Source organism: Streptomyces sp. NBC_01445 (assembly GCF_035918235.1).
Classification (GTDB): domain Bacteria; phylum Actinomycetota; class Actinomycetes; order Streptomycetales; family Streptomycetaceae; genus Streptomyces.
This window is the reverse complement of the sequence record NZ_CP109485.1, coordinates 9,423,344-9,444,132: the sequence shown is the minus strand read 5'-3', so window position 1 is coordinate 9,444,132 and position 20,789 is coordinate 9,423,344. Positions and strand designations below refer to the sequence as shown.

15 protein-coding genes are annotated in these 20,789 nt (G+C 70.4%); 11 read left to right on the top strand and 4 right to left on the bottom strand.

Annotated elements, in window-relative coordinates:
• Positions 1-2: 2 nt before the first annotated feature.
• On the bottom strand, positions 3-863 hold the full coding sequence (locus OG574_RS43050; RefSeq protein ID WP_326777664.1) for a patatin-like phospholipase family protein: 861 nt from the start codon (positions 861-863) through the stop codon (positions 3-5).
• A 106-nt stretch (positions 864-969) separates the two neighbouring features.
• On the opposite strand from OG574_RS43050, the gene OG574_RS43045 reads away from it, so the two are divergent.
• From OG574_RS43045 to OG574_RS43035, 3 genes are all read left to right on the top strand, one after another.
• The gene (locus OG574_RS43045; protein WP_326777663.1) at positions 970-1,689 is read left to right on the top strand and encodes a TetR/AcrR family transcriptional regulator; all 720 of its coding nucleotides are present in this window, start codon (positions 970-972) and stop codon (positions 1,687-1,689) included.
• Between the two features lie 107 nt (positions 1,690-1,796).
• Positions 1,797-2,576 carry a class I SAM-dependent methyltransferase gene (locus OG574_RS43040; RefSeq protein WP_326777662.1) on the top strand — a complete coding sequence of 260 codons (780 nt, stop codon included), beginning with the start codon at positions 1,797-1,799 and terminating at the stop codon, positions 2,574-2,576.
• 114 nt (positions 2,577-2,690) lie between these two features.
• Complete coding sequence (locus OG574_RS43035) at positions 2,691-3,506, top strand: SAM-dependent methyltransferase (protein ID WP_326777661.1); 816 nt, start codon at positions 2,691-2,693, stop codon at positions 3,504-3,506.
• A gap of 28 nt (positions 3,507-3,534) precedes the next feature.
• Here the strand turns inward: OG574_RS43035 and OG574_RS43030 are convergent, their stop codons facing one another.
• Entirely contained in the window at positions 3,535-3,762 is a 228-nt protein-coding gene (locus tag OG574_RS43030; protein ID WP_326777660.1) for a hypothetical protein, read from the bottom strand.
• Positions 3,763-3,953: 191 nt separating this feature from the next.
• Here OG574_RS43030 and OG574_RS43025 point away from each other — a divergent pair, with 191 nt between their 5' ends.
• The gene (locus OG574_RS43025; RefSeq protein ID WP_326777659.1) at positions 3,954-5,111 is read left to right on the top strand and encodes a D-alanyl-D-alanine carboxypeptidase family protein; all 1,158 of its coding nucleotides are present in this window, start codon (positions 3,954-3,956) and stop codon (positions 5,109-5,111) included.
• 138 nt (positions 5,112-5,249) lie between these two features.
• Positions 5,250-7,331, top strand: coding sequence for a SpoIIE family protein phosphatase (locus OG574_RS43020; protein ID WP_326777658.1), 2,082 nt, complete (start codon positions 5,250-5,252; stop codon positions 7,329-7,331).
• 164 nt (positions 7,332-7,495) lie between these two features.
• Here OG574_RS43020 and OG574_RS43015 read toward each other — a convergent pair whose 3' ends face one another.
• Positions 7,496-8,380, bottom strand: a complete 885-nt coding sequence (locus tag OG574_RS43015) for a TetR/AcrR family transcriptional regulator (protein ID WP_326777657.1) — start codon at positions 8,378-8,380, stop codon at positions 7,496-7,498.
• Positions 8,381-8,394: 14 nt separating this feature from the next.
• On the bottom strand, positions 8,395-9,789 hold the full coding sequence (locus OG574_RS43010) for a flavin monoamine oxidase family protein (RefSeq protein WP_326777656.1): 1,395 nt from the start codon (positions 9,787-9,789) through the stop codon (positions 8,395-8,397).
• Positions 9,790-9,937: 148 nt separating this feature from the next.
• Between OG574_RS43010 and OG574_RS43005 the strand changes: the two genes are divergently transcribed.
• The 6 genes from OG574_RS43005 to OG574_RS42980 all read left to right on the top strand — a co-directional run bounded on the left by OG574_RS43005 (position 9,938) and on the right by OG574_RS42980 (position 20,562).
• A complete protein-coding gene (locus OG574_RS43005; RefSeq protein ID WP_326777655.1) occupies positions 9,938-11,521 on the top strand; it encodes an APC family permease in 1,584 nt (527 codons plus the stop codon).
• A gap of 42 nt (positions 11,522-11,563) precedes the next feature.
• Entirely contained in the window at positions 11,564-12,730 is a 1,167-nt protein-coding gene (locus tag OG574_RS43000; protein ID WP_326777654.1) for an acyl-CoA dehydrogenase family protein, read from the top strand.
• Positions 12,727-14,781 (top strand): acetate--CoA ligase family protein, encoded by a 2,055-nt coding sequence (locus OG574_RS42995; RefSeq protein WP_326777653.1) that lies wholly within the window; start codon positions 12,727-12,729, stop codon positions 14,779-14,781. Before OG574_RS43000 ends, OG574_RS42995 begins: the two co-directional genes overlap by 4 nt.
• A 279-nt stretch (positions 14,782-15,060) precedes the next feature.
• Positions 15,061-16,155 (top strand): RNA-guided endonuclease InsQ/TnpB family protein, encoded by a 1,095-nt coding sequence (locus tag OG574_RS42990; RefSeq protein WP_442816886.1) that lies wholly within the window; start codon positions 15,061-15,063, stop codon positions 16,153-16,155.
• A gap of 178 nt (positions 16,156-16,333) precedes the next feature.
• Entirely contained in the window at positions 16,334-18,346 is a 2,013-nt protein-coding gene (locus OG574_RS42985; RefSeq protein ID WP_326777652.1) for a phosphocholine-specific phospholipase C, read from the top strand.
• A gap of 191 nt (positions 18,347-18,537) precedes the next feature.
• On the top strand, positions 18,538-20,562 hold the full coding sequence (locus OG574_RS42980) for an ATP-binding protein (protein ID WP_326777651.1): 2,025 nt from the start codon (positions 18,538-18,540) through the stop codon (positions 20,560-20,562).
• Positions 20,563-20,789 lie beyond the last annotated feature (227 nt).

Here is a 20,789-nt window from a genome sequence, read left to right as displayed (position 1 = left end):
CGTCATCCCTTCCACAGACGGGTCACCGTTTCCGCGAGCGCCGTGGCCTGGGCATGGCCGGCGCGGGCGGCGGCGGGCCTGCGCGTGTCGGCGGTCATGTTGCGTCCCATGGCGCGACGGGCGGCACGGTCCGGGGACACCAACACGATGTCGGCTCCCGCGGCCCCGAGTTCGGCCGCCTGCTGCTGGGCGCTCGGGTGCGGGCCCGGCGCGGTGGCCAACGGAGCGACGGCCAGGACCCGCCGGTAGCCACTGGCCAGATGGATGTTGGCCGTGGCGCGGCTGCCACCGTCGATCCAGCGGCGCCCGGCCGCCGACGCCGGTGGCCAGACAACGGGGACAGCGCAACTCGCCGCGACCGCTTCCGCGAGCGTGACCTGTCCGGCGGCATCGAACGTCCCGAGTGACCCGGTGTGCGCGTCGATTGCCGTGATCCGCAGGTCGGTGTTCGCGGGCCAGCCGGTGGCATCCCGCAGCAGGGCCGCGATGGTGCGGCGGACGTCTGATTCGGGTGCTGTCCGAACGGCGAGCGCGGCTCGCCCAAGCCGCTGTACGGACCGCTGCGAGTCACGGGAGCCGAGTGCAGCCCGGAGAAATCGCAGGGTCTGGGTGGTGGTGACCGGCAGGTCGATCTGATCGGCTCGGGCCAGCTGCCGCTCGTACAACTCCCGAGCGGATTCGCCACAGGCCATACGGGCACCGAAGATCGCGCCCGCCGACGTGCCGATGACCAGGTCGGCACGCAGGAGGTCGATCCCCGCGTCGGCGAGCCCTGCCAGCACGCCCGTCATCCAGGCGCCGCCCACGGGTCCGCCACCGCCGAGGACCAGCGCCGTGCCGCCCCTGTCGCCTCTGTCGCTCATGCCGCAACCCCCTCGATGCCATAAATGGGGAGTACTCCCCGTTTCTCGCTTCGACGATAGCATCAGTACCGGGGAGTACTCCCCGGTACCGTGAAGGGCGATGAGGATGACAGACAGAACGGACCACCCGAACGGGACCGCGGACACCGGCAGCGGCACCGGCAGCGGCAAGGGCGGTGCGGGCGCAGGCGCACCCGTCCGCCGCCGAGACGCCCGGCGCAACAGGGACCTTCTGATCGACGCCGCCCACGAGGTGTTCACCGAACAGGGCCTGAGCGCGCCGCTGGACGTGATCGCCCGTCGCGCGGGCGTGGGAAACGCCACCCTCTACCGGCACTTTCCCCACCGCGCCGCACTCGTCGACGCGGTCTTCCGCGACCAGTTGGCCGGCACGATGGACGCCGGCGAACGCGCCCGGTCCACCGACGACGCCTGGACGGGGCTGACCGGCTACCTCCAGGCCGTCTTCACCGTCCTGGCCACCGACCGCGGTACGAACGACCTCATGACGACCCACCTGGAGGGCGTCGAGTCGCTGGAGGCCGTACACGCCCACAACCACCGCACCGTGGAACTCCTCCTCGAACGCGGTCGCGACCAGGGCACCGTCCGCCCCGATGTCACCACCGAGGACGTCCTGTTCGCCCTCGCCGCGCTCGGCCGCGCGGTCCCCGCGCTCACCACAGCGACCACCGCCGACGCCTGGCACCGCCCCCTCGCGCTCCTCTGCGACAGCCTCCGCGCCGCACCGCCGTCGCCTCCACTCCCCTCCCCCGCGCTCACTCCCGCGCAACTCGACGACACGTTGCACCACTTCAACCGCTGACAGCTGAAGCCGTCCGCCGAGGTTGTCCGCGAAGGCGCTGCGCGTCCGCCGCCGTCGCAAGTCCAAAAGGGGGAACACGGACAGCGCGGCACAGCTACGGTCACCATGTGGAACAGAACGAACGGCTACTGCACAGCTCGTCGTTCGGTGCGGCGGCACCCGCATACGCCGAGCACCGCCCGGACTACGCGCAGGCCGCGGTGCGTTGGGCGCTCGAGCCCGCGCCGGGCCTCCGAGTGCTCGACCTCGGCGCCGGAACGGGCAAGCTGACTGCCGCGCTGGTCGCGCTGGGCGCCGAGGTCATCGCGGTCGAACCCGACCCGGCGATGCTGACCGAGTTGGGCCGCGCGCTGCCGACTGTCCGCGCCTTGCCGGGTAGCGCTGAGGCCGTACCGCTGCCTGACGCGTCCGTCGATGCCGTCGTGGCCGGCAACGCCATGCACTGGTTCGACATGGACGTCGCGGGACCCGAGATTGCCAGAGTCCTCGCACCCGGTGGCGTGCTGGCGGGCTTGTGGAACGTATTCGACAACCAGGTCGACTGGGTTGCCCAACTTGAGCGCGTCAGTGGGAGCGCGGCCATCGGGCCGCGGGACACACGCAGCAGTTGGCGCGCCGAGACGGCCGGCGCACACCTTCCAAGGGCCGGCCTGGTCGCCCGGTTCGGCTCCCCTGAGCAGACCGAGTTCCCGCACGGGCAGCGCCGGACCGCCGACTCCCTCGTCGCGACGTTCGCGACCAAGGCGGGAGTGCTCGTCATGCCGGAACAGGAACGGGAGACCACGCTCGATCCGATCCGCGCATTCCTTACGAGCAGACCGGAGACCGCCCACGGCGAGTTCACCCTCCCGATGCTGACCGGCGTGCTGCGCGTCCGGCGACTGTGAGTGTCATCAACTCTCGTGACCGATCGCGTGAACTGGTGTGCGTGCCACGATTGTTGGGACGTAAGTTATGCCGTGGAAGCAGTTCACGCCTCGGTTGGAAGACGGACGGTACCCATGACGGACGACGCGACGACGCCCGGAGCTGCGGCTCACCAGAAGATCGACACGTCCGTTCCGCATTCGGCCCGGATCTGGAACTACTGGCTGGGCGGAAAGGACAACTACCCGGTCGACGAGGAGGCGGGCGACGCGTACAGCGCCGTGTTCCCCGGGATCTCCACCATCGCCCGAAGCAGCCGCGCCTTCCTCCGCCGCAACATCTCGTACCTGGTCACCGAGGCCGGCATCCGTCAGTTCCTGGACGTCGGGACCGGCCTGCCGACCGGGGACAACACCCACGAAGTCGCCCAGCGGCTCGCCCCCGAGACCAAGATCGTGTACGTCGACCACGACCCGATGGTCCTCGCGCACGCCCGCGCGCTCCTCACCTCGACCCCCGAAGGTGCGACCGCCTACGTCGACGCGAACCTGTCCGACCCCGACCGCATCCTCGCGGCGGCCGCCGAAACGCTGGACTTCACCCGCCCGACGGCCCTGATCCTCAGCAACATCCTCGGCCACATGGGCGACTACGAGCAGGCGCGGACCATCGTCAAGCGGCTGATGGACGGACTGCCGTCGGGCAGCTACCTCTCCATCAACGACGGGTCGCGCGGCTTCGACGCCGGCTTCGAGCAGGCCCAGGACGGTTACAACAGCTCCGGCGCCGTCCCCTACTTCCTGCGCCCGGTCGACGAGATCACGGCGTTCTTCGACGGCCTCGAACTCCTGGAACCCGGCGTGGTATCGGTGCCGTTCTGGCGCCCCGAGTCGGCCTCTCCGGCCCCTGAACTCGTCGCCGAACACGGCGGCCTCGCCCGCAAGCCGTAAGCACGTCCGGGAGCCGAGGCGGATCGGTCTACGCGTCCGGGTGGTCCTGCCGCGACCACGGGCCGGCGCCGAGACGGCGCCGGCCGGAGTCCGTGAGGTCCGCGTCGTCGGCGAGGTCCGGGTCGGGGAAGGGGTCGAGTGGTTGCGGGGCAGCGCCTGCTCGCTCCGCAGCCGTGCGGCCTCGTGCGGCGCGCGCAGGCTCGGAGACCTGGTCGCGGCTCGGTCCGGTGCCCAGTGGGCGGCGGGAATGACTCACGTGGGAAAGTCTCGCAGGTCGCCGAGGCATGTTGCACAACACCCTCGGGACAGCGCTCTCATGACACGCCGACGGTCTCCGCGCTGGGAGACCGAGGCGATAACCACTCGATGTCACATGGAGCCTTCCGGCCCCCGCCGGATGGCGTAAGTGCGATGGCAGCAGGAGAGCAACGATCCTAAGTTGCCGCCATGGCACGATTCGTAGGCTTTTACCCCTGTATTACCAAGTCAGTTGTCGCCTCCGTCGCCGGTGCGGCGATCGTGGTCGGCCCGGTCGGCGGCGTCGCGGCCGCGGTGCCGCGCTCCGATGGCGTGAGCGGTCAGATCCAGACCGCGCCGGGGACGTCGGACGCGCCGGAGCTGTCGGCCCTGTCCTGGACGGTGACCGACATCGGTACCGGCAAGCTGCTGGCCGCCAAGGCGCCGCACCTTCGCCTGCCGCCGGCCAGCACCCTCAAGACGCTGTTCGCGTTGGCTCTGTTGCCGAAGTTGCCCGCTGCCACCGAGCACACGGCCGTCACCGCCGACATCGCCGACGTGGCTCCCGGCAGCAGTCTCGTCGGCGTGCACGAAGGAACCAGCTACACCGTCGGCGACCTCTGGCGCGGTGTGTTCCTCAGCTCCGGCAACGACGCGGTGCAGACGCTCGCCAGACTGAACGGCGGACTGGATCTCACACTCGCTCAGATGCAGGCCACCGCGAACCGGCTCGGCGCGCACGACACCTCGGTGCGCACGCCCGACGGCTTCGACACCCCGGGGCAGTACTCATCCGCGTACGACCTGTCGCTGTTCGCGAAGGCGGGGTTGCAGAACCCGGACTTCCGTCGCTACTGCTCCACGAAGTCGGCCCAGTTCCCGGCCGTGGGCGGCCCCGACTCCTTCGGCATCCAGAACACCAACCGTCTCCTGGTCGGATCCCACGGCGTGGAGCCCTATCCGGGGCTGATCGGCGTGAAGAACGGATACACGTCCGAGGCCGGCAACACGCTTGTCGCCGCCGCGACCCAAGACAACCGCACGATCCTGGTCACCGTCATGAACCCGCAGGACACGTCTTCCAACGCCGTCTATGAAGAGAGCCGCGAACTCCTGGACTGGGGTTTCGAGGCCGCTCCAGGCGCCGTGAGGGCGAGTCTGGAGCGAGGGCCGGCCTCGCACGCCCCTTCACATCGCTCCGAGCCGGCCCATCACGGTGCCGTCGCCGCGCAGACTTCCACCACGTCCAAGGACGCGTCGTCCGGCCTCACCCGTCACCTGGGAGCGGCCGTCGCCCTCCTCGGTCTTGCCTGCGTGCCCTTCATCCTCAAGGCTGTCCGGCGCAGGCGCAGGCGCCCCACCAGGTGACGGCCCGCGCGCACCGGGGCCCGGCGCCGGACAGGCGCCCCTCCGCGATTCCGCGCAGAATGAGAACGTGGCCACGCCCAGCGCAGCCGTGAATCGGCGCGCCCACGGTTACCGAGGGTGTACGGGCCAGGAGGTTTCATGGATCACTCCTTCGAACCGAGGGGCGTGCCCGACACGCAGAGTGATCCCGAGGCCGACGCCCACCTCGCCCTGGCGGTCAACGGCATGGGCACGTTCTCGTGGGACGTGGCCTCCGGACTGATGCAGTACGACGACGGGGGCCTGGCCGTCATCGGGTTCCGGCCCGGCGAGTTCGACGGCCGGCTGGCCACGCTGGGTGAGCGGATCGTGCCCAGTGAGCTGCCTGCCATCCAGGAGCTGGTGGACAGGGCTCTGCGGGAGCGCTCCGGATTCAGCCTCTACTTCCGGGTGCGGCACCCCGACGGGCGGCTGCAGTGGACACACACGCAGGGCCACATCGTCCGGGACGAGCACAACCGTCCGGTGCGGGTCATCGGGATCATCCGCGACGCGAGCCAGGAGCTGCGGGCGGTGGACCAGACCGAGCTGCTGCGGCAGGCCCGGGAGGACCAGCGACGGCCGTCCGACGTCGTCGTCCACGTCAGTGACGCGCTCGTGCCGACCGTCACCGTGGAAGACGTCGCGGAGGCCCTCACCGACTCGCGCCTGATGGAGCAGATAGGCGCCTCCAGCATCATCCTCGGCCTGATCGACAACGGCCGCATGGAGCTGGTGGGCTCCAACGGAGTCCACGAGGGCCTCATCCAGGACTTCCACCTGGCCCGTCTCAGTGAGCCGCTGCCGCTGACGGAGGCGGCGCGCAAACGCGAGGCGGTGTTCGTGACGAACAGGCTGGACTTCATCGCCCGCTTTCCGGCGCTGACGCCGTACCTGTCGCAGTTCCCGGACGCCGCGGCAGCGGTGTATCTGCCGCTGATCGCGCAGGACACCCCGATAGGTGCCGTCGGGCTGACATACGAAGGGCGGGCGAGTTTCCCGCCGGAGGAGCGGACCGTGCTGACGGCGCTCGGCAAGGTCATCGCGCAGTCGCTCCAGCGGGCGCTGCTCTACGACCAGGAGCACGAGCTCGCCGCGGGGCTGCAGACGGCGATGCTCCCCGGGATCCTGCCGCACGTGCCCGGCGTGGACCTCGCGACCCGTTACCGGCCCACGCGCGCCCGGGGCGGCATCGGTGGCGACTGGTACGACGCGCTGACGCTGCCCGACGGGCGGATCGCCGTCGTCGTCGGCGATGTGCAGGGCCACGATGTGACGGCCGCCGCCGTGATGGGGCAGTTGCGCATCGCTCTGCGCGCGTACGCCGCAGAGGGGCATCCGCCGTCCACGGCCATGGCGCGCGCCTCCGCCTTCCTCGCCGAACTCGACACCGACCGGTTCGCCACCTGTCTCATGGCCCTCGTCGATCCGCTCACCGGGATGACCTCGGTGGTGCGCGCGGGCCATCCGGAGCCCGTTCTGCGTGCCCCCGACGGAAGCTGTGCCTGGCTCGACATCCCCGGCGGCCTGCCCCTCGGTCTCAACACGCCCGGTGGCCAGCCCGCGTACCCGGTCTTCGAGACGGTCGTCGAACCCGGCTCGACTCTGGTGCTGTGCACGGACGGGCTCATCGAGTCGCGCGCCGAGGACATCGACCAGGGGCGTGGGCGGCTCCTCGCCGCGCTGGAGGCGGGGCCGGGGCCGCCCGACGCACTCGCCGACCATCTGCTGGACGCCATGGCCCCCTTCACGGGCGAGGAGGACGACGTGGCCCTCCTGGTGCTGCACCGGTCCCGGGGGAAGGCGACCCCGGCACCGCGTATGGAGGCGGTCATCTCCCCCACCGATCCCGACGCTCTGCGCAACGCGCGGATCGCGTTGCGCGAGGCGCTGCAGAGCTGGTCGCTGGAGGCTCTCAGTGACACGGCGGAACTCCTCGCCTGCGAACTCGCCACCAACGCCCTGGTGCACACCGACGGCAGTGCCACGCTGACGGCCAGACCGGTACTGCACAGTGGCCGGGGCCTGCGTCTGGCCGTCAGCGACACGTCGACCGCGTCGCCCCGCCGCCGGGCCGCGCCCGAACGTGCCACCTCCGGCCGCGGCATCATGCTCATCGAGGAACTCGCCACCGCCTGGGGCGTCGAACCCCGCGGCAACGGCAAGACGGTGTGGTGCGAGCTGTCCCTCGATCTGGTCTAGACAGGGACCTTACGAGGCTGCCACGCGGGCCCATATCGACCAGCTCAGATCTGTCAGCCAGAAGGCTGTCTACGACACCGCGGTGGAGGCGGTCGTCGCAGCGATCGAGCGGGCCGCCGACGGCAGTTGAGGGCATGAGGCCCGAGGTGCGGGCGGTGCGTCAACTACCGCCGGCGCAGGGTGATGTACGGCTCGAAGGCATCGAGCAACAGCTCGCGCATCCGCGCCGCGTCCATGTCGCCCGTCCCCGCGAGGACCTGGATGGCCATGCCGTCGACCATGCTGGTGAAGCGGCTGGCCATGGCCTCCGCGTCCGCACCCTGCGCCATCCCCTCCCGCTGGCAGGTCCGCAGCAGGTCGAGCACGATCTCGCGCCAGCGGACGTGGACGCCCTTCTGCCCTTCCCTGAGCGTCGGGTCGAGGATGGCCTCGTTCCACGACTGCACCCACACCGACCATTCGTCGGCGTCCTCTTCGGTGGTCGTCAGCTGCACCTCGATCAGCCGGCGCAGCTTCTCCACGGTGGTGTCGGCCGTCCTGAACTCCTCTTCGAGGCGCGCGTGGAAGCGGTCGGCGTAGAAGACGAGCGCGGCCCGCAGGGCGTGATCCTTCGTCGGGAAGTGGTAGTGGACCGTGCCGGTGCTGGTGCCGCACGCGCGGGCGATGTCGGCGACCCGTACCTTGTGGAACCCGCGGCGGGCGATGAGGCGGGCGGTGGCTTCCAGGATCTGGGCGCGGCGCAGGTCGGCGTCCACGGCGTCGGCGCGGCGGCGCACGGCCTGCCCGCCACCCGTGGCGGGCGGCCTTCCCGCACCGGTGCGCAGATACCGCTGCGACACCTTGCCGACCTGCGCGATCGCGGCGACCTCGTGGTCCTGGAGGCGGCGGTTGCCGCGCAGGGCCTTGGACAGGGCGGTGGGATCCATGCCCACTCGGTCGGCGAACTCCCGCTGGCTGATGGGCGCCGAGAGCACCACGAGCCGCGCCCGGTCCGCCAGGGTCGCGGTGCCGTCCGCGATGTCCCCCGCCCCGCCTTGGATCGACGTCATTGCGCTGGGCCCGTTCAGCCTTCCGCTTGCGATGAGAGTGCCGACACGACCTCGTCGGCCGCTCGCAGGCCCGACGAAATGGCACCGTCGATGTAGCCGTTCCACAGACTAGCCGTCTCGGTTCCGGCCCAGTGCACGGTCCCGGTGGGTTTCCGCCAGCCGCGCCGCCCGTATCCCGTCCAGCCGCCGGGAGTCACGTACGCCTCGTAGCCGCCCTTCGCGAAGGTGTCCCGCGACCAGATCTTCTCCGTGTAGTCGAGCGGACGTGCCGCCTCCTCCCCGACGACGGTGGTGAAGCTCGCCAGTACGGCCTCACGGCGGCCGGCATCGTCGAGGTCGCTCCAGTCGGTGACCCGGTCGCCGTACACGAATCCGACGAGGACGCCCCGGGAGGCGTCGTGGGGGGAGTTGTCGAAGACGACGCCCACCGGTCCGTCGTCGTAGAGCGTGGCGACGCCCGAGAGTCCGGCGGCCCGCCAGAACGGGGAGTCGTACACCGCGTGGACCTTGGCGACGCGCCCCATCGGGCTGTGGGACAGCCAGCCGTCCCTGCTGACGGGGAGCCCCGGGGTGAAGCGGATGGTGCGGACCGCCTGTGGGGGCAGCGCGACGATGACCCTGCGGGCCTCGAACACGGTGGACGCGGTCCGGACGCGGACGCCTTCCTCGTCGTACTCGATCGACTGGACCTGCTCACCTGGCCGGACGCGCCGGCCGAGGAGGTCGGCGACGGCGCGGGCCGGGCCGGCGGCTCCGGTGACGAAGCGGCTGTCCTGGGCGCAGCCCCGCGTCTCCATGAGCTGCTCGTACCCGCCGGCGGCGGCCATGTAGAACAGCACATGGAACAGGGAGATCTCGTACGGCTCCGCGCACCACAGACCCTGCACGGCGAGTGCCAGGCGGCGCCGGGCGTCCGCGTCGTCGGTCTGCGCGCGGAAGAACGACTCGGCCGTCTGGGCGTCCCACTCGGCGAACCGGGGTGTGCGCCAGGGCTGTCGGGTGTCCACGGTCCCGGCGAGTTCGTCGAGGACTTCGCTGACGCGGGTGTACTCCGCGATGCCGGGGCCGTCGGCCGGTGCCGCGCCGATGTAGGGGACGGTGCCGCCGTCGTGCCACACCTCGACGTGCTTGCCGGTCTCCCAGGTCGGGAAGGTGGCGCAGCCGAAGCGGTCCGCGAGGGCGAGCAGGTGTGTCTGGGTCGGGCCGACCCACTGGCCGCCGTGATCGAGCGTCACGCCGGCGGGCCGGGTCTCGGTGAGCACGCGGCCGCCCACGCGGTCGGCGGCCTCGACGAGGGTGAAGTCGACGCCCTGGTCATGGAGTTGAAGAGCTGCGGCCAGTCCCGCGTAGCCGCCGCCCACGACGACCACCTCGGATTCGACCAGGTCCATTTCGGTCTGTTCCCACATGGCCGCAGAGCATGTCGCAAGACTGATCCATCAGTCAATCGTTGCGATGAATCCGTCCGGAAGCCTTGACACGCCCTGCACCGCCAGCATCATTGACCCACGCATCAATCTTGCGATTCGCCACCCACCCCGGACAGGGGGTCCGCCCATGGCAACGTCACCTGACACCACTTCGGATGCCGCACCCGACAGCTCGCGGGAAAAGGGCCTGCGCACCGGTGCGCTCGGCATGACCACGAGCCTGATCCTCTCGGTGGCGTCCGCCGCCCCCGCCTACAGCCTCGCCGCGACCCTCGCGTTCATCGTCGCCTTCGTCGGCTTCCAGGCGCCGTCGATCGTCGTGCTCGCGTTCGTCCCGATCCTCTTCGTCTCCTTCGGCTACGCCGCTCTCAACCGCCAGGAGCCGGACTGCGGAACCATCTTCACCTGGGCCACCCGTGTCCTCGGCCCACGCGTCGGCTTCATGGGCGGCTGGGCCATCATCACCTCGTTCACCCTGGTGATGGCGAGCCTGGCCCAGGTCGCCGGCCAGTACGTCTTCATCCTCTTCGGCGCGAAAGGCATCGGCTCCGACCCGTCCAGCCCCTGGGTCCTCCTGGCGGGACTCGGCTGGATCGCCCTGATGACGGCCGTCTGCTACCGCGGCATCGAAGTGGCCGCCGCCGTCCAACGCGCCCTGCTCTTCCTCGAGTTCGCGATGCTCGCGGTCTTCTCGGTGGTCGCCCTCGTACGCGTCTACACGGGGAACGCCGGTGCCGGCGCACGGCATCCGCACTGGTCCTGGCTCAACCCGTTCGAAATCTCCTCACCCAGCGCATTCGTCAGCGGCCTCGTCCTGATGCTCTTCATCTACTGGGGCTGGGAGACCGCGCTCACCGTCAACGAAGAGACCACCGACCGGCACCGGACACCCGGCGTCGCCGCCGTCTCCTCCACGGTCATGCTGCTCGTGCTCCACCTCGTCTCGACCGTGGCGACCCTGGCCTTCGCCGGCACCGGCACGACCGGCACGGGGCTCGGCAACCCCGACAACTTCGGTGACGTCTTCTCCGCCATCGGCAAGGCCGTCTTCGGCGACAGCGGCTTCGGGTCCTTCCTGTGGCATCTGCTCGTCCTGATGGTGCTGTCCTCCGCAGCCGCGTCCACCGAGACGACCGTGCTCTCCCTGGGGCGCACGCTCCTGGCGATGGGCGGCCGCGGAGCCGCGCCGCGCGTCTTCGCCAAAGTCCACCCGCGTTACTCCATCCCGCAGTTCAGCACCATCGCCACCGGAGTCGCGGGAGCGGTCTGCTACGTCGTCATGAACTTCCTGAGCCACGGCCAGGTCATCGGCGACGCCGTGTCCTCCTGCGGGCTCATGATCGCGTTCTACTACGGCCTCACGGGCCTCACCTCGGCCTGGGCCCACCGCACCCAATGGCGGCGCAGCGCCGCCGACTTCTGGCTGCGCCTCACCCTGCCCGCGATCGGCGGCCTGACCCTCGTCGCGGCCGGGCTGTGGAGCCTGAAGAACGACTGGGACCCGGTGAACAGCTACACGTCCTGGACCCTCCCCTTCGCACCCCACTGGCGCGTCGGCGGAGTCTTCATCATCGGCGTCGGGACGCTCCTCCTCGGCTACCTGCTGATGCTGGCCTACGGGCGCATCGCACCGCGGTTCTTCACCGGGGCGCCGAAGGAGACCGCCGCCGTCGCCGAGCACCGGCCCCCGCACGAGCGCATCTCCCGCTGAACGTCACAGCCCCTCAGTAGCCCTCCCACCACGGAGTTCGCCATGCCCTACCCCGTACGCGACGCGCTCGGCCTCTCCGCCGAGCAGCACGACTTCATCCGGCTCGCCCGCGACTTCGCCGCCGCCGAGATCCGCCCCCGCGCCCGCGCCGTCGACGACGCCCGGACCGAGTCACCGCTGGACCTGTGGGACAAGGCCGCAAGGACAGGCCTGGCCGCTTTCATGATCCCGGCGGAGTTCGGCGGCGGCGGAGTGACCGACATGGTCACGCAGGTGCTCGTACAGCAGGAGCTGTGCCACGGCGACATCGCCATCGGCAATCTGCTCACCTCCAGCGGCTTCTTCGCCGATCCCATTCTCGAACTCGGCACGCAGGCACAGAAGGAGCGGTGGCTGCGGCCGCTCACCACCGACACTCCCCCGTTGACCGCCCTCGCCGTCACCGAACCCGACCACGGTTCGGACGCCGCCGGCATCCGCACGCGCGCGGTGCGCGACGGCGATCACTATGTGCTCAGCGGCCAGAAGGCCTGGATCTCCAACGCCCCCTACGCACAGTGGTTCGTCGTGTTCGCCACGGTCGACCCGTCGCTCCGGGCGCGCGGCGTGACCGCGTTCGTCATCGACCGGGACACGCCCGGACTGACCGTGGGCAGGCCGATGCGCAAGATGGGGCAGCGCGCCATCGTCAACGCCGAGGTGTTCCTCGACAACGTACGGGTCCCCGCGGCCGACCGGCTCGGCGCCGAGGGACAGGGCTTCCTGGGCCTGATGCGCACCTTCGACGCCTCACGCATCCTGATCGGTGCGTCCTGCGCGGGCCTGTGCCGGGCCGCGCTGGATCTGGCCGTGGAGTACGCCCAGGAGCGCGTGCAGTTCGGCGTGCCCATCATCGAGCACCAGGCGGTCGCGTTCCGGCTCGCCGACATGGCGACCCGCGCCGACACCGCCCACCTGGTGACGATGCGCGCGGCACGCCTCTTCGACCAGGGCGAGAAGGTCACCGCGGAGTCGGCGATGGCGAAGCTGACCGGCTCGGAGAACGCCATGTTCAACACGTGGGCCGCCGTGCAGACGCTGGGCGGCTGGGGCTACTCGCAGGAGTTCCTGGCCGAGAAGTGGATGCGCGACGCGAAACTCGAGGAGATCGAGGAAGGCACCTCCGACATCCAGCGGCTGGTCATCTCCAGGGCGCTCGCGAAGTCATGACCACTCTCGACGTCTTCCGCGCCCCGGAGTCGGTCGCCGTCGTCGGCGCCACCGACAACCCGGCCAAGTGGGGCCACTGGCTCGCCCGCGGCGCCATCGCGGGCGCGCACCGGCGCCGCGTGCACCTGGTCAACATGCGCGGCGGCGAGGTCCTCGACCGCCGCAGCCACCCGAGCCTCGACGCGCTGCCCGAGGTCCCCGATCTGGTCGCCTTCGCCGTCCCCGCCTCCGCCCTCGCCTCCGGAGTCCGAGATGCCGTCGCTCTCGGCGTGCCCGGTCTGCTCGCGATCACAGCGGGCGTCGAGGACGAGGCCGCGATCGTTGACGTGATAGCGGCGAGCGCGACCCGGCTGCTCGGTCCGAACTGCCTCGGTCTCTACGACGCGTCGGGCGAACTGGAGCTGGCCTGGGGCCGGTTCGCGCCCGGCAGCCTCGCGATCGTGTCGCAGAGCGGACAGCTGGGCCTGGAGATCGCAGGGATGGCTGCGAGCGCCGGCATCGGCGTCTCCAGGTTCGTCTCCGTCGGCAGCCAGCTCGACGTGGGCGCCGCCGAACTGCTCGCCGACCTGGCCCACCATGAAGCCACCCGCGTCGTCGCGGTCTATCTGGAGAGTTTCGGCGACGGCGAGCGGCTCCTGGACGCCCTTGACCGCCTGCGCGATGCGGGCAAGCCGGTGCTCCTGCTGACGGTCGGCGCCAGCAAGGCCGCTCGGCAGGCGGCCCGTTCGCACACCGGCTCCATGACATCGGGCATCGACGTCGTGGATGCCGCCTGCCGGACGGTCGGTGCGGTACGCGTCGAGTCTCCGGTCCAACTCGTCGACACAGCGACGCTGTTGCTCCGGTCCGCGCCTGTGCGAGGGCGCAGGGTCGCGATCGTGGCCGACAGTGGCGGACAAGGGGCCGTCGCCGCGGACACCGCGTCCCGGCTCGGCCTGACCGTCGTCGAGTTCTCCCCGGAGGTCCAGGAGCGCCTGGCGGCCCAGCTGCCGCCGCACGCCGCGGTCGCGAACCCTGTCGACCTCGCCGGTGCGGGTGAGGAGGACGTCTCCACGTACGCGTCGACTCCGGCGGTACTCGCCGATACCTCGGTCACCGACGCCGTGGTCCTGACCGGCTACTTCGGCAGCTACGGCCGCGACATCCCCGGACATCAGGCGGCCGAGTCGGAGGTCGCGCGGGCCATCGGCTCACTGGCCGCCGAGCGCGCGCTACCCATCGTCGTCCACTCGATGGCCGAACACACCAATACCGTAAGCGAGTTGCGCTCGGCCGGAGTGCCGACCTTCACCGACATCGAGGCGGCCCTGCGGGCGGTGGAGACCGCGCACCGCTTCACTCAGGCATCCCGTCCGCGCGTACCGCATGCGTCCGCCGCGAAGCATCGAGTCGCGCCGGGTGCCGGATATTCGGCCGCCCGAGAGCTGTTGGCCGATGCGGGCGTCCCGTTCCCCGCCGCGGTCGGCATCGCGCCGGGCACGCCCGATCCCCGTGCGGCGATGCGGTCCCTCTCGGCTCCGGTCGTCCTCAAAGCCGACTGGCTGGAGCACAAGACGGAGCACGGCGGCGTCGCGACCGAACTCCACGATGCCGCCGCGCTCGGCGCCGCCTACGACGACATGGTGGCGCGGCTGGGGTCTCACGGCTATGTGGTCGAGGAGATGGACCGGCGCACGGATGTGGTCGAGGTGATCGTCGCCGCCCGGCGGGACCCGTCGTTCGGCCCGGTCGTCGTGGTCGGCGCCGGCGGAGTGCAGGCCGAGCTCACCCAGGATCTCGCTCTCGAGCTGGCTCCGTGCTCCCACGACACCGCCCGCGAGATGATCCGCCGGCTCCGGTCATGGCCGCTGCTGGCCGGCTGGCGCGGCAGCCGTCCTGTCGATGTCGACGCCCTGGCGGCAGTCGTCGTAGCCGTCTCCCAGCTGATCGTCGACCGTGGCGACCTCGGCGAGATCGAGCTCAACCCGGTCCGCGTCTCACCGGAAGGAGCCCTCGCGGTCGACGCCCTCGTCATAGCGGTACCGGCGTCCGACAGCCCTTCCACTCCCTGACCGCGTCCGGCCGGCGACCACCGGAACCCGGTGTTCACCGGATTCCTCCGAGGACGCCCCGGGCCTCAGGTCGGGGAGGAGTCGGACTCCTGTGGAGCGGGGCAGGAGAAGCCGATTCGCCGGCAGGGCGGATCGGCGTGCACCCGCCGTGGTGGTGGGGCAGCCCATATTGGATCTGAGCTCTCAATTGTCAGTCCTCCCGGATAGGTTGCTGTTCATGACGACCGCGGCGCAGGAGACGGCAGGTGTGGGCATGCCCGATACACCCTCCGCCTTCGTGTGTCGTCCACCGCGACGGGCGCCCTCGAAGCGGAATGGGCGCGGTGCCGGTGGGTGTGGAATGAGTGCTGCGCTCGCTCGAAGAGGGCGCACGCCGAGAACGAGAAGTGCGGTCCGGCCCGGCTGGACAAGATGCTGACCCAGGCGCGTGCCTGTATGGGCTGGCTGCGCGAAGGCTCCAGCGTTGTTCAGCAGCAGGTGATACGCGATTTCGCGAAGTCGCGGGCGAAGGCGCTGAAGGACATCAAGGCCGCTGTGCCGATGCGGCAGCGGGCCGGGATGCCCAAGTACAAGAAGAAGCACCAGGACGACTTGTCGTTGAACTACACCCAGCGGGGTTTTCGGCTCAAGGACGGCCGCCTGCACTTGGCAGGCGGCATCGCCGTGACGGTCGTGTGGTCGCGTGCCCTCCCTAAGCCACCCTCCAGCGTCCGCGTCTACCGCGACAGCACCGGAGCTTGGTACGCGTCGTTCGTCGTGGCGAGCATGACCGAGACGCTGCCGGGAACCGGCCGGGTGATCGGGATCGACTGGGGTGTGAAGGAGACCGCGACCACCACCAGCGATGACCACGACCTTGCCCACCCGCAGCACGGGAAGAACGCCGCCCAGCGCTTGGCGCACTATCAGCGGATGATGTCCCGGCGTAAGCCGAAGCGTGGACACGCCGGATCGAAGGGCTACCGCGAGGCGAAGCGGCAGACGGCGAAGCTGCACAAGAAGGTGGCCCGGCAGCGTCAGGACACCGCCCGCAAGTGGGCCAAAAAGGTCGTCCGCGACCATGACGCCCTGGCCGTGGAGGACTTCCGGCCGAAGTTCCTCGCGAAGTCCACCATGGCCAAGAAGGCCGCTGACGCGGCGATCGGCGCGACGAAGACAGCCCTGGTCGAGATGGGCCGTAAGCACGGCCGGTGTGTGCACCTGGTGCACCCGGCGCACACCACGATGGACTGCGCAGACTGCGGAGCGAGAACCAAGCACGCGCTGCCTCTCTGGGAACGAACGTATACGTGCACCACGTGCGGGGTGTCCCGACCTCGGGATAAAAACTCAGCTCGTGTGATGCTCGTCCGGGCTGGTCTCTGTCCCGGCTAGTGCTGATCGTGTAAGACCTGTATCCCCGCCGGGGATCAGGCGACGTGAGCTAGGAATCCCCCTTAGCTGGGGGAGGTTTCAAAAACTCGACCATGTAGAGGTCTAGCCCCAGACCATTAAATGTCGGCACTCTTGCGCCCGTTGTGTTCGGACGTACGCGTGAGACAAGGGTGAACCGATGACACCGATCAGCCGCAGAGGCTTTGTCGCACTGGGCGCCGGGATCGCGGCCGGCGCCGCGCTGCCCGCCACCAGAGCGGACGCAGCCGCCACGGGCACCGTCAAGGACGTCAAGCACGTGGTGATCCTCATGCAGGAGAACCGCAGCTTCGACCACTACTTCGGCCGCCTCAAGGGCGTCCGCGGGTTCGGCGACCGCAGCGGCATCACGCTCTCCGGCGGGCAGCCCGTGTTCAACCAGCCGAGCGGGCTGGGCCGCCAGTACCCGTGGAAACTCAGCTCCACCCCGGCCGCGGGCGGCGTGGACGGCGAGACGCTCGCCCAGTGCAACGGCGACCTGCCGCACAGCTGGTCCTCGCAGCACTCCGCGTGGAACAAGGGCCGGCTCGACCATTGGGTCGCCGGTGTCGGCAACGTCCGCAGCCTCGGCTACCTGGACCGCGACGACATACCGTTCCACTACGCGCTGGCCGACAACTACACCGTCTGTGACGCCTACTTCAGCTCCACTCTCAGCGCCACCGGGCCCAACCGCACCTACCTGTGGAGCGGCAAGGTCGACGACTCCAGCCACGACGGCGGCGACGAGTCGGGGCTGAGCTGGGAGACGTACGCCGAGGCCCTCCAGCGGGCCGGCGTGAGCTGGAAAGTCTACCAGAATGCCAATGACAACTACGGCGACAACGGTCTCGCGTACTTCTCGAAGTTCGCCGCCGCCAAGCCTGGCGACCCACTGCACGACCGCGGCATGGGCTCCGTCCCGGCCGTGACCGGTTCCACGCCCGACGACATCGCCGCCGCGATCAAGGCGGACGCGCTGGCCGGCAAGCTTCCCCAGGTCTCCTGGGTCGTCGCCAACCAGGCGTTCTCCGAGCACCCGTATGCCCCGCCCGGCGACGGAGCCCACTTCGTGGACCTGGTCTACCGCGCCCTGGCGGCCTCCCCCGAGGTCTTCGACTCGACCGTCCTCTTCCTCAACTACGACGAGAACGACGGCTTCTTCGACCACGTACCGCCGCCGTCGCCGCCCGCCGGTACGGCCGGCGAGTTCCTCGACGGAACCCCCTTCGGTCTCGGCTTCCGCGTGCCGATGGTGGTCATGTCTCCCTGGACCAGGGGTGGTTGGGTCTCGTCGGAGGTTTTCGACCACACCTCCGTGCTGCGGTTCATGGAGACCTGGACGACCGCCCTCGGCACCCCGGCGACCTGCCCCAACATCAGCGCGTGGCGCCGCAAGGTCACCGGTGACCTGACCGGTGTGTTCGACTTCGCCAGTCCCGTGTACGGCATGCCGTCCGGCCTGCCCGCCACCAAGGTCATCGGGTACAACACCTGTGGCCCGCTGCCCAACCCCGCGCCGCAGACGAACGCCCTGCCCACGCAGGAGGCCGGCACCCGCCCCGCGCGCGCCCTGCCCTACCAGCCGAACGGAAACCTCAACCACTTCGAGTTCGGCGCCGGCGGCAAGATCCTCGCCTGGTTCTCCATGGCGAACCAGGGCTCCCCGGCACGCAGCGCCGCCCACCTCTCCATCCACCCGAACGCCTACCGCGACACGACGCCGTGGCAGTACACGGTCGACGCGGGCGGCACGGCCACGGACTTCTTCAACATCGGCGCGGGCTCCGGGTCGGGCGCGTACGACATCACGATGGCCGGGCCGAACCGCTTCCTGCGCCGCTTCAAGGGCGACGCCACGAAGGCGGGCAAGGCGATCGAGGTCGCCGCCCGGTACGCCGTCGAGTCCGGCACCGGCAAGACGGCCATCTGGTTCAAGATGACCAACTCGGGCTCCGCGTCGGCACAGTTCACCATCACGTCGAACAACTACCGCTCGGACGGCCCGTGGAACTACACGGTCCCCGCCGGTGGCTCGACGGAGGACTTCTTCAACGCCGTGGCGAACCAGAAGGGCTGGTACGACTTCACGATCACGTCCAGCACGGACACGACGTGGTCCCGCCGCTACACAGGCCACATCGAGACCGGCTCGGCGTCCGTCAGCGGCTGATCCCCGGCCGCGCCCGCGGCGACCGGTCGGCCTGGAGCGCCAGGCGCGGCCCCACAGGCCCGGGGCCCGGCCCGGGCTCCGGCCGACCGGTCAGCGACTGAAACTGATCGTTCTTGACCGTTTCTCGCGAGGGGGTACGGCCGGGAGCAGCCGCACGGGAGGATGGGCGCGTGGTAGGCAACCTTCCCGTCATGACGACCAGTTTCGTCGGCCGCGACAGCGAACTGGCCGCTGTCGGACGGGCATTGAAAGAACACCGGCTGGTCACCCTCACCGGCAGCGGCGGTGTCGGAAAGAGCCGCCTCGCGCTGCGCGCCGCCGAGGAGGTACGGGGCGCGTACGCGGACGGGGCCTGGTGGGCCGACGTCTCCCATCTCTACGACGACCGTCTGTTCACCGCCACGGTCTGCGACGCCGTCGGTCTCCTGGACCACAATCCGCGCGCACCCATCGACGCGCTGAGCGAATGGCTGGCCGGGCGGCGCGTCCTCCTCGTCCTCGACTGCTGCGAGCGCGTCCTCGACGCCTGCTGGGAGCTGGTGACCGAACTCCTCACCGCCGCCCCGAACCTGACTGTCCTCGCCACGAGCAGGAAGCCTCTCGCCGTCCGGGAAGAGCACTGCATCGAGGTGGCCCCCCTCTCCACGGGCGACGACGAGGGCGGCTGCGACGAGGCGGAGCTCCTGTTCCGCGATCGGTGCGCCACGGCCGCGCCCGACGTCCCGCTCGACTCCCCCGGCGCCGCCGAGACGATCGCCCGTATCTGCCGCCGCCTCGAAGGCATCCCCCTGGCCGTCGAGCTGGCCTGCGCGCGGCTGCGCGAGAACAGTCTCGACGAGATCGCCGGGCGGCTGACCTCACGCCTGGACACCCTCGTCGACGACACGATCTGGCCCAAGCGCCACCGCGCCCTGCGCACCGCGATCGGCTGGAGCCACGAGCTGTGCGCCCCTCTCGAACGCCTCGTGTGGGCCAGGCTCTCCGTCTTCCACGGCCCCGTCGACGAGGCGGACGCCCGGTCCGTCTGCGCCGGCGGGCCCCTCGGCACGGACGAGATCCCCAAGATCCTTGAACGGCTCGCCGACCAGTCGGTCCTGCAACGGGACGGCACCCGGTTCCGGATGCTCGACACGGTGCGCGAGTACGGCGCCCTGTGGCTCGACGAACTCGGCGAGCAGCGCACCCTGGCCGGGCGCCACGCCGCGCATTTCGCCGGGATCGTCGAGCAGGCCGAGGCCGGCTGGCTCAGTGACCGGCAGGTCGCCTGGTACACCCGGATCTCCGACAGTCACGCCGACGTACGCGCCGCGCTCGACCACCTGTTCACCACGAACGCCGACACGGCCGTCGAAATGGCGGGGCGCACGGGCCTGTTCTGGCCCTGCTGCGGACACCTGCACGAGTCGCGTGACTATCTGGAACGCGCCCTGAGGCTGGACACGCCCCGGGGTCCGTCCCGCACCCGCGCCCTGTGGGCGCTCGGCATCACCCTCACCCTGCAGGGCGACCACCAGACCGCCCTGCGGGTCGGCGAGCGGTGCGCCCTCGCCGCGCAGGAGGACGACACGCCTGAGTCCGTACTCTTCGCCGCCCACACCCTCGGCCTCACGCATCTCATGACGGGGCACCCGCAGGACGCGTACGACGTGAGTGAGCACGCCCTGAACACCCACGCCAGCACCCCGCCGACCGGCGCCCCGCAGCTCTGCTGCCTGGTGATCAGGGCCTTCGCCCTCTCCGCGCTCGGCCGGCTCGACGAGGCGCACGAGAAGGCCACCAGCCTGCGCCGGCTCAGCCACGAGTACGGCGAACACTGGGCGCGGTCCTACGCGGACCACCAACTCGCCTTCATCAACCTCCTCCAGGGCCGCCCGCACGAGGCCGAGATCCACGCCCGAGCCATGCTCACCAGCAAGCACAACCTCAACGACAACCTCGGGATCGCCCTCGGCCTCGACCTGCTCACCGGCGCGAACGCGGCCCAGGGCAACGGAGTCGAAGCCGCCCGCACCTCCGGCACAGGCCACGCCTACTGGCGCATGCTCGGCCACCCGAATCGCGGCACCCCGGAGCTGTCCGAGATCCGCGACCAGTGGGAGCAGCAGGCCCGCAAGGCGGCCGGCGACAGCGCGTACGACACCGCGTACCACCGCGCCCTGACCGACGACGCCGAGCACGGCCTCGCACACGCGCTCCAGGGGCACGCCAGCCCCTGACAGCGCCTTGCCGCCCGTGGCGAACCACTCGTCGTGCGGCACCTTGGCGATGGTCAGGCGCGCCGCGGCGCCGCTCGCGGATGTGCAGGAGGACCGTCGACCTCGGCCCCTACGGCTACGCGGCGCTCGCCGCCGGAGGATTCCTCCCCCTCAACCCCCGCCGTCCACCGCGACCTTGCCGTCCTCAGACCGCGCGAGCGCGAAGTGCTGACGCTCAGCGAGGCGAC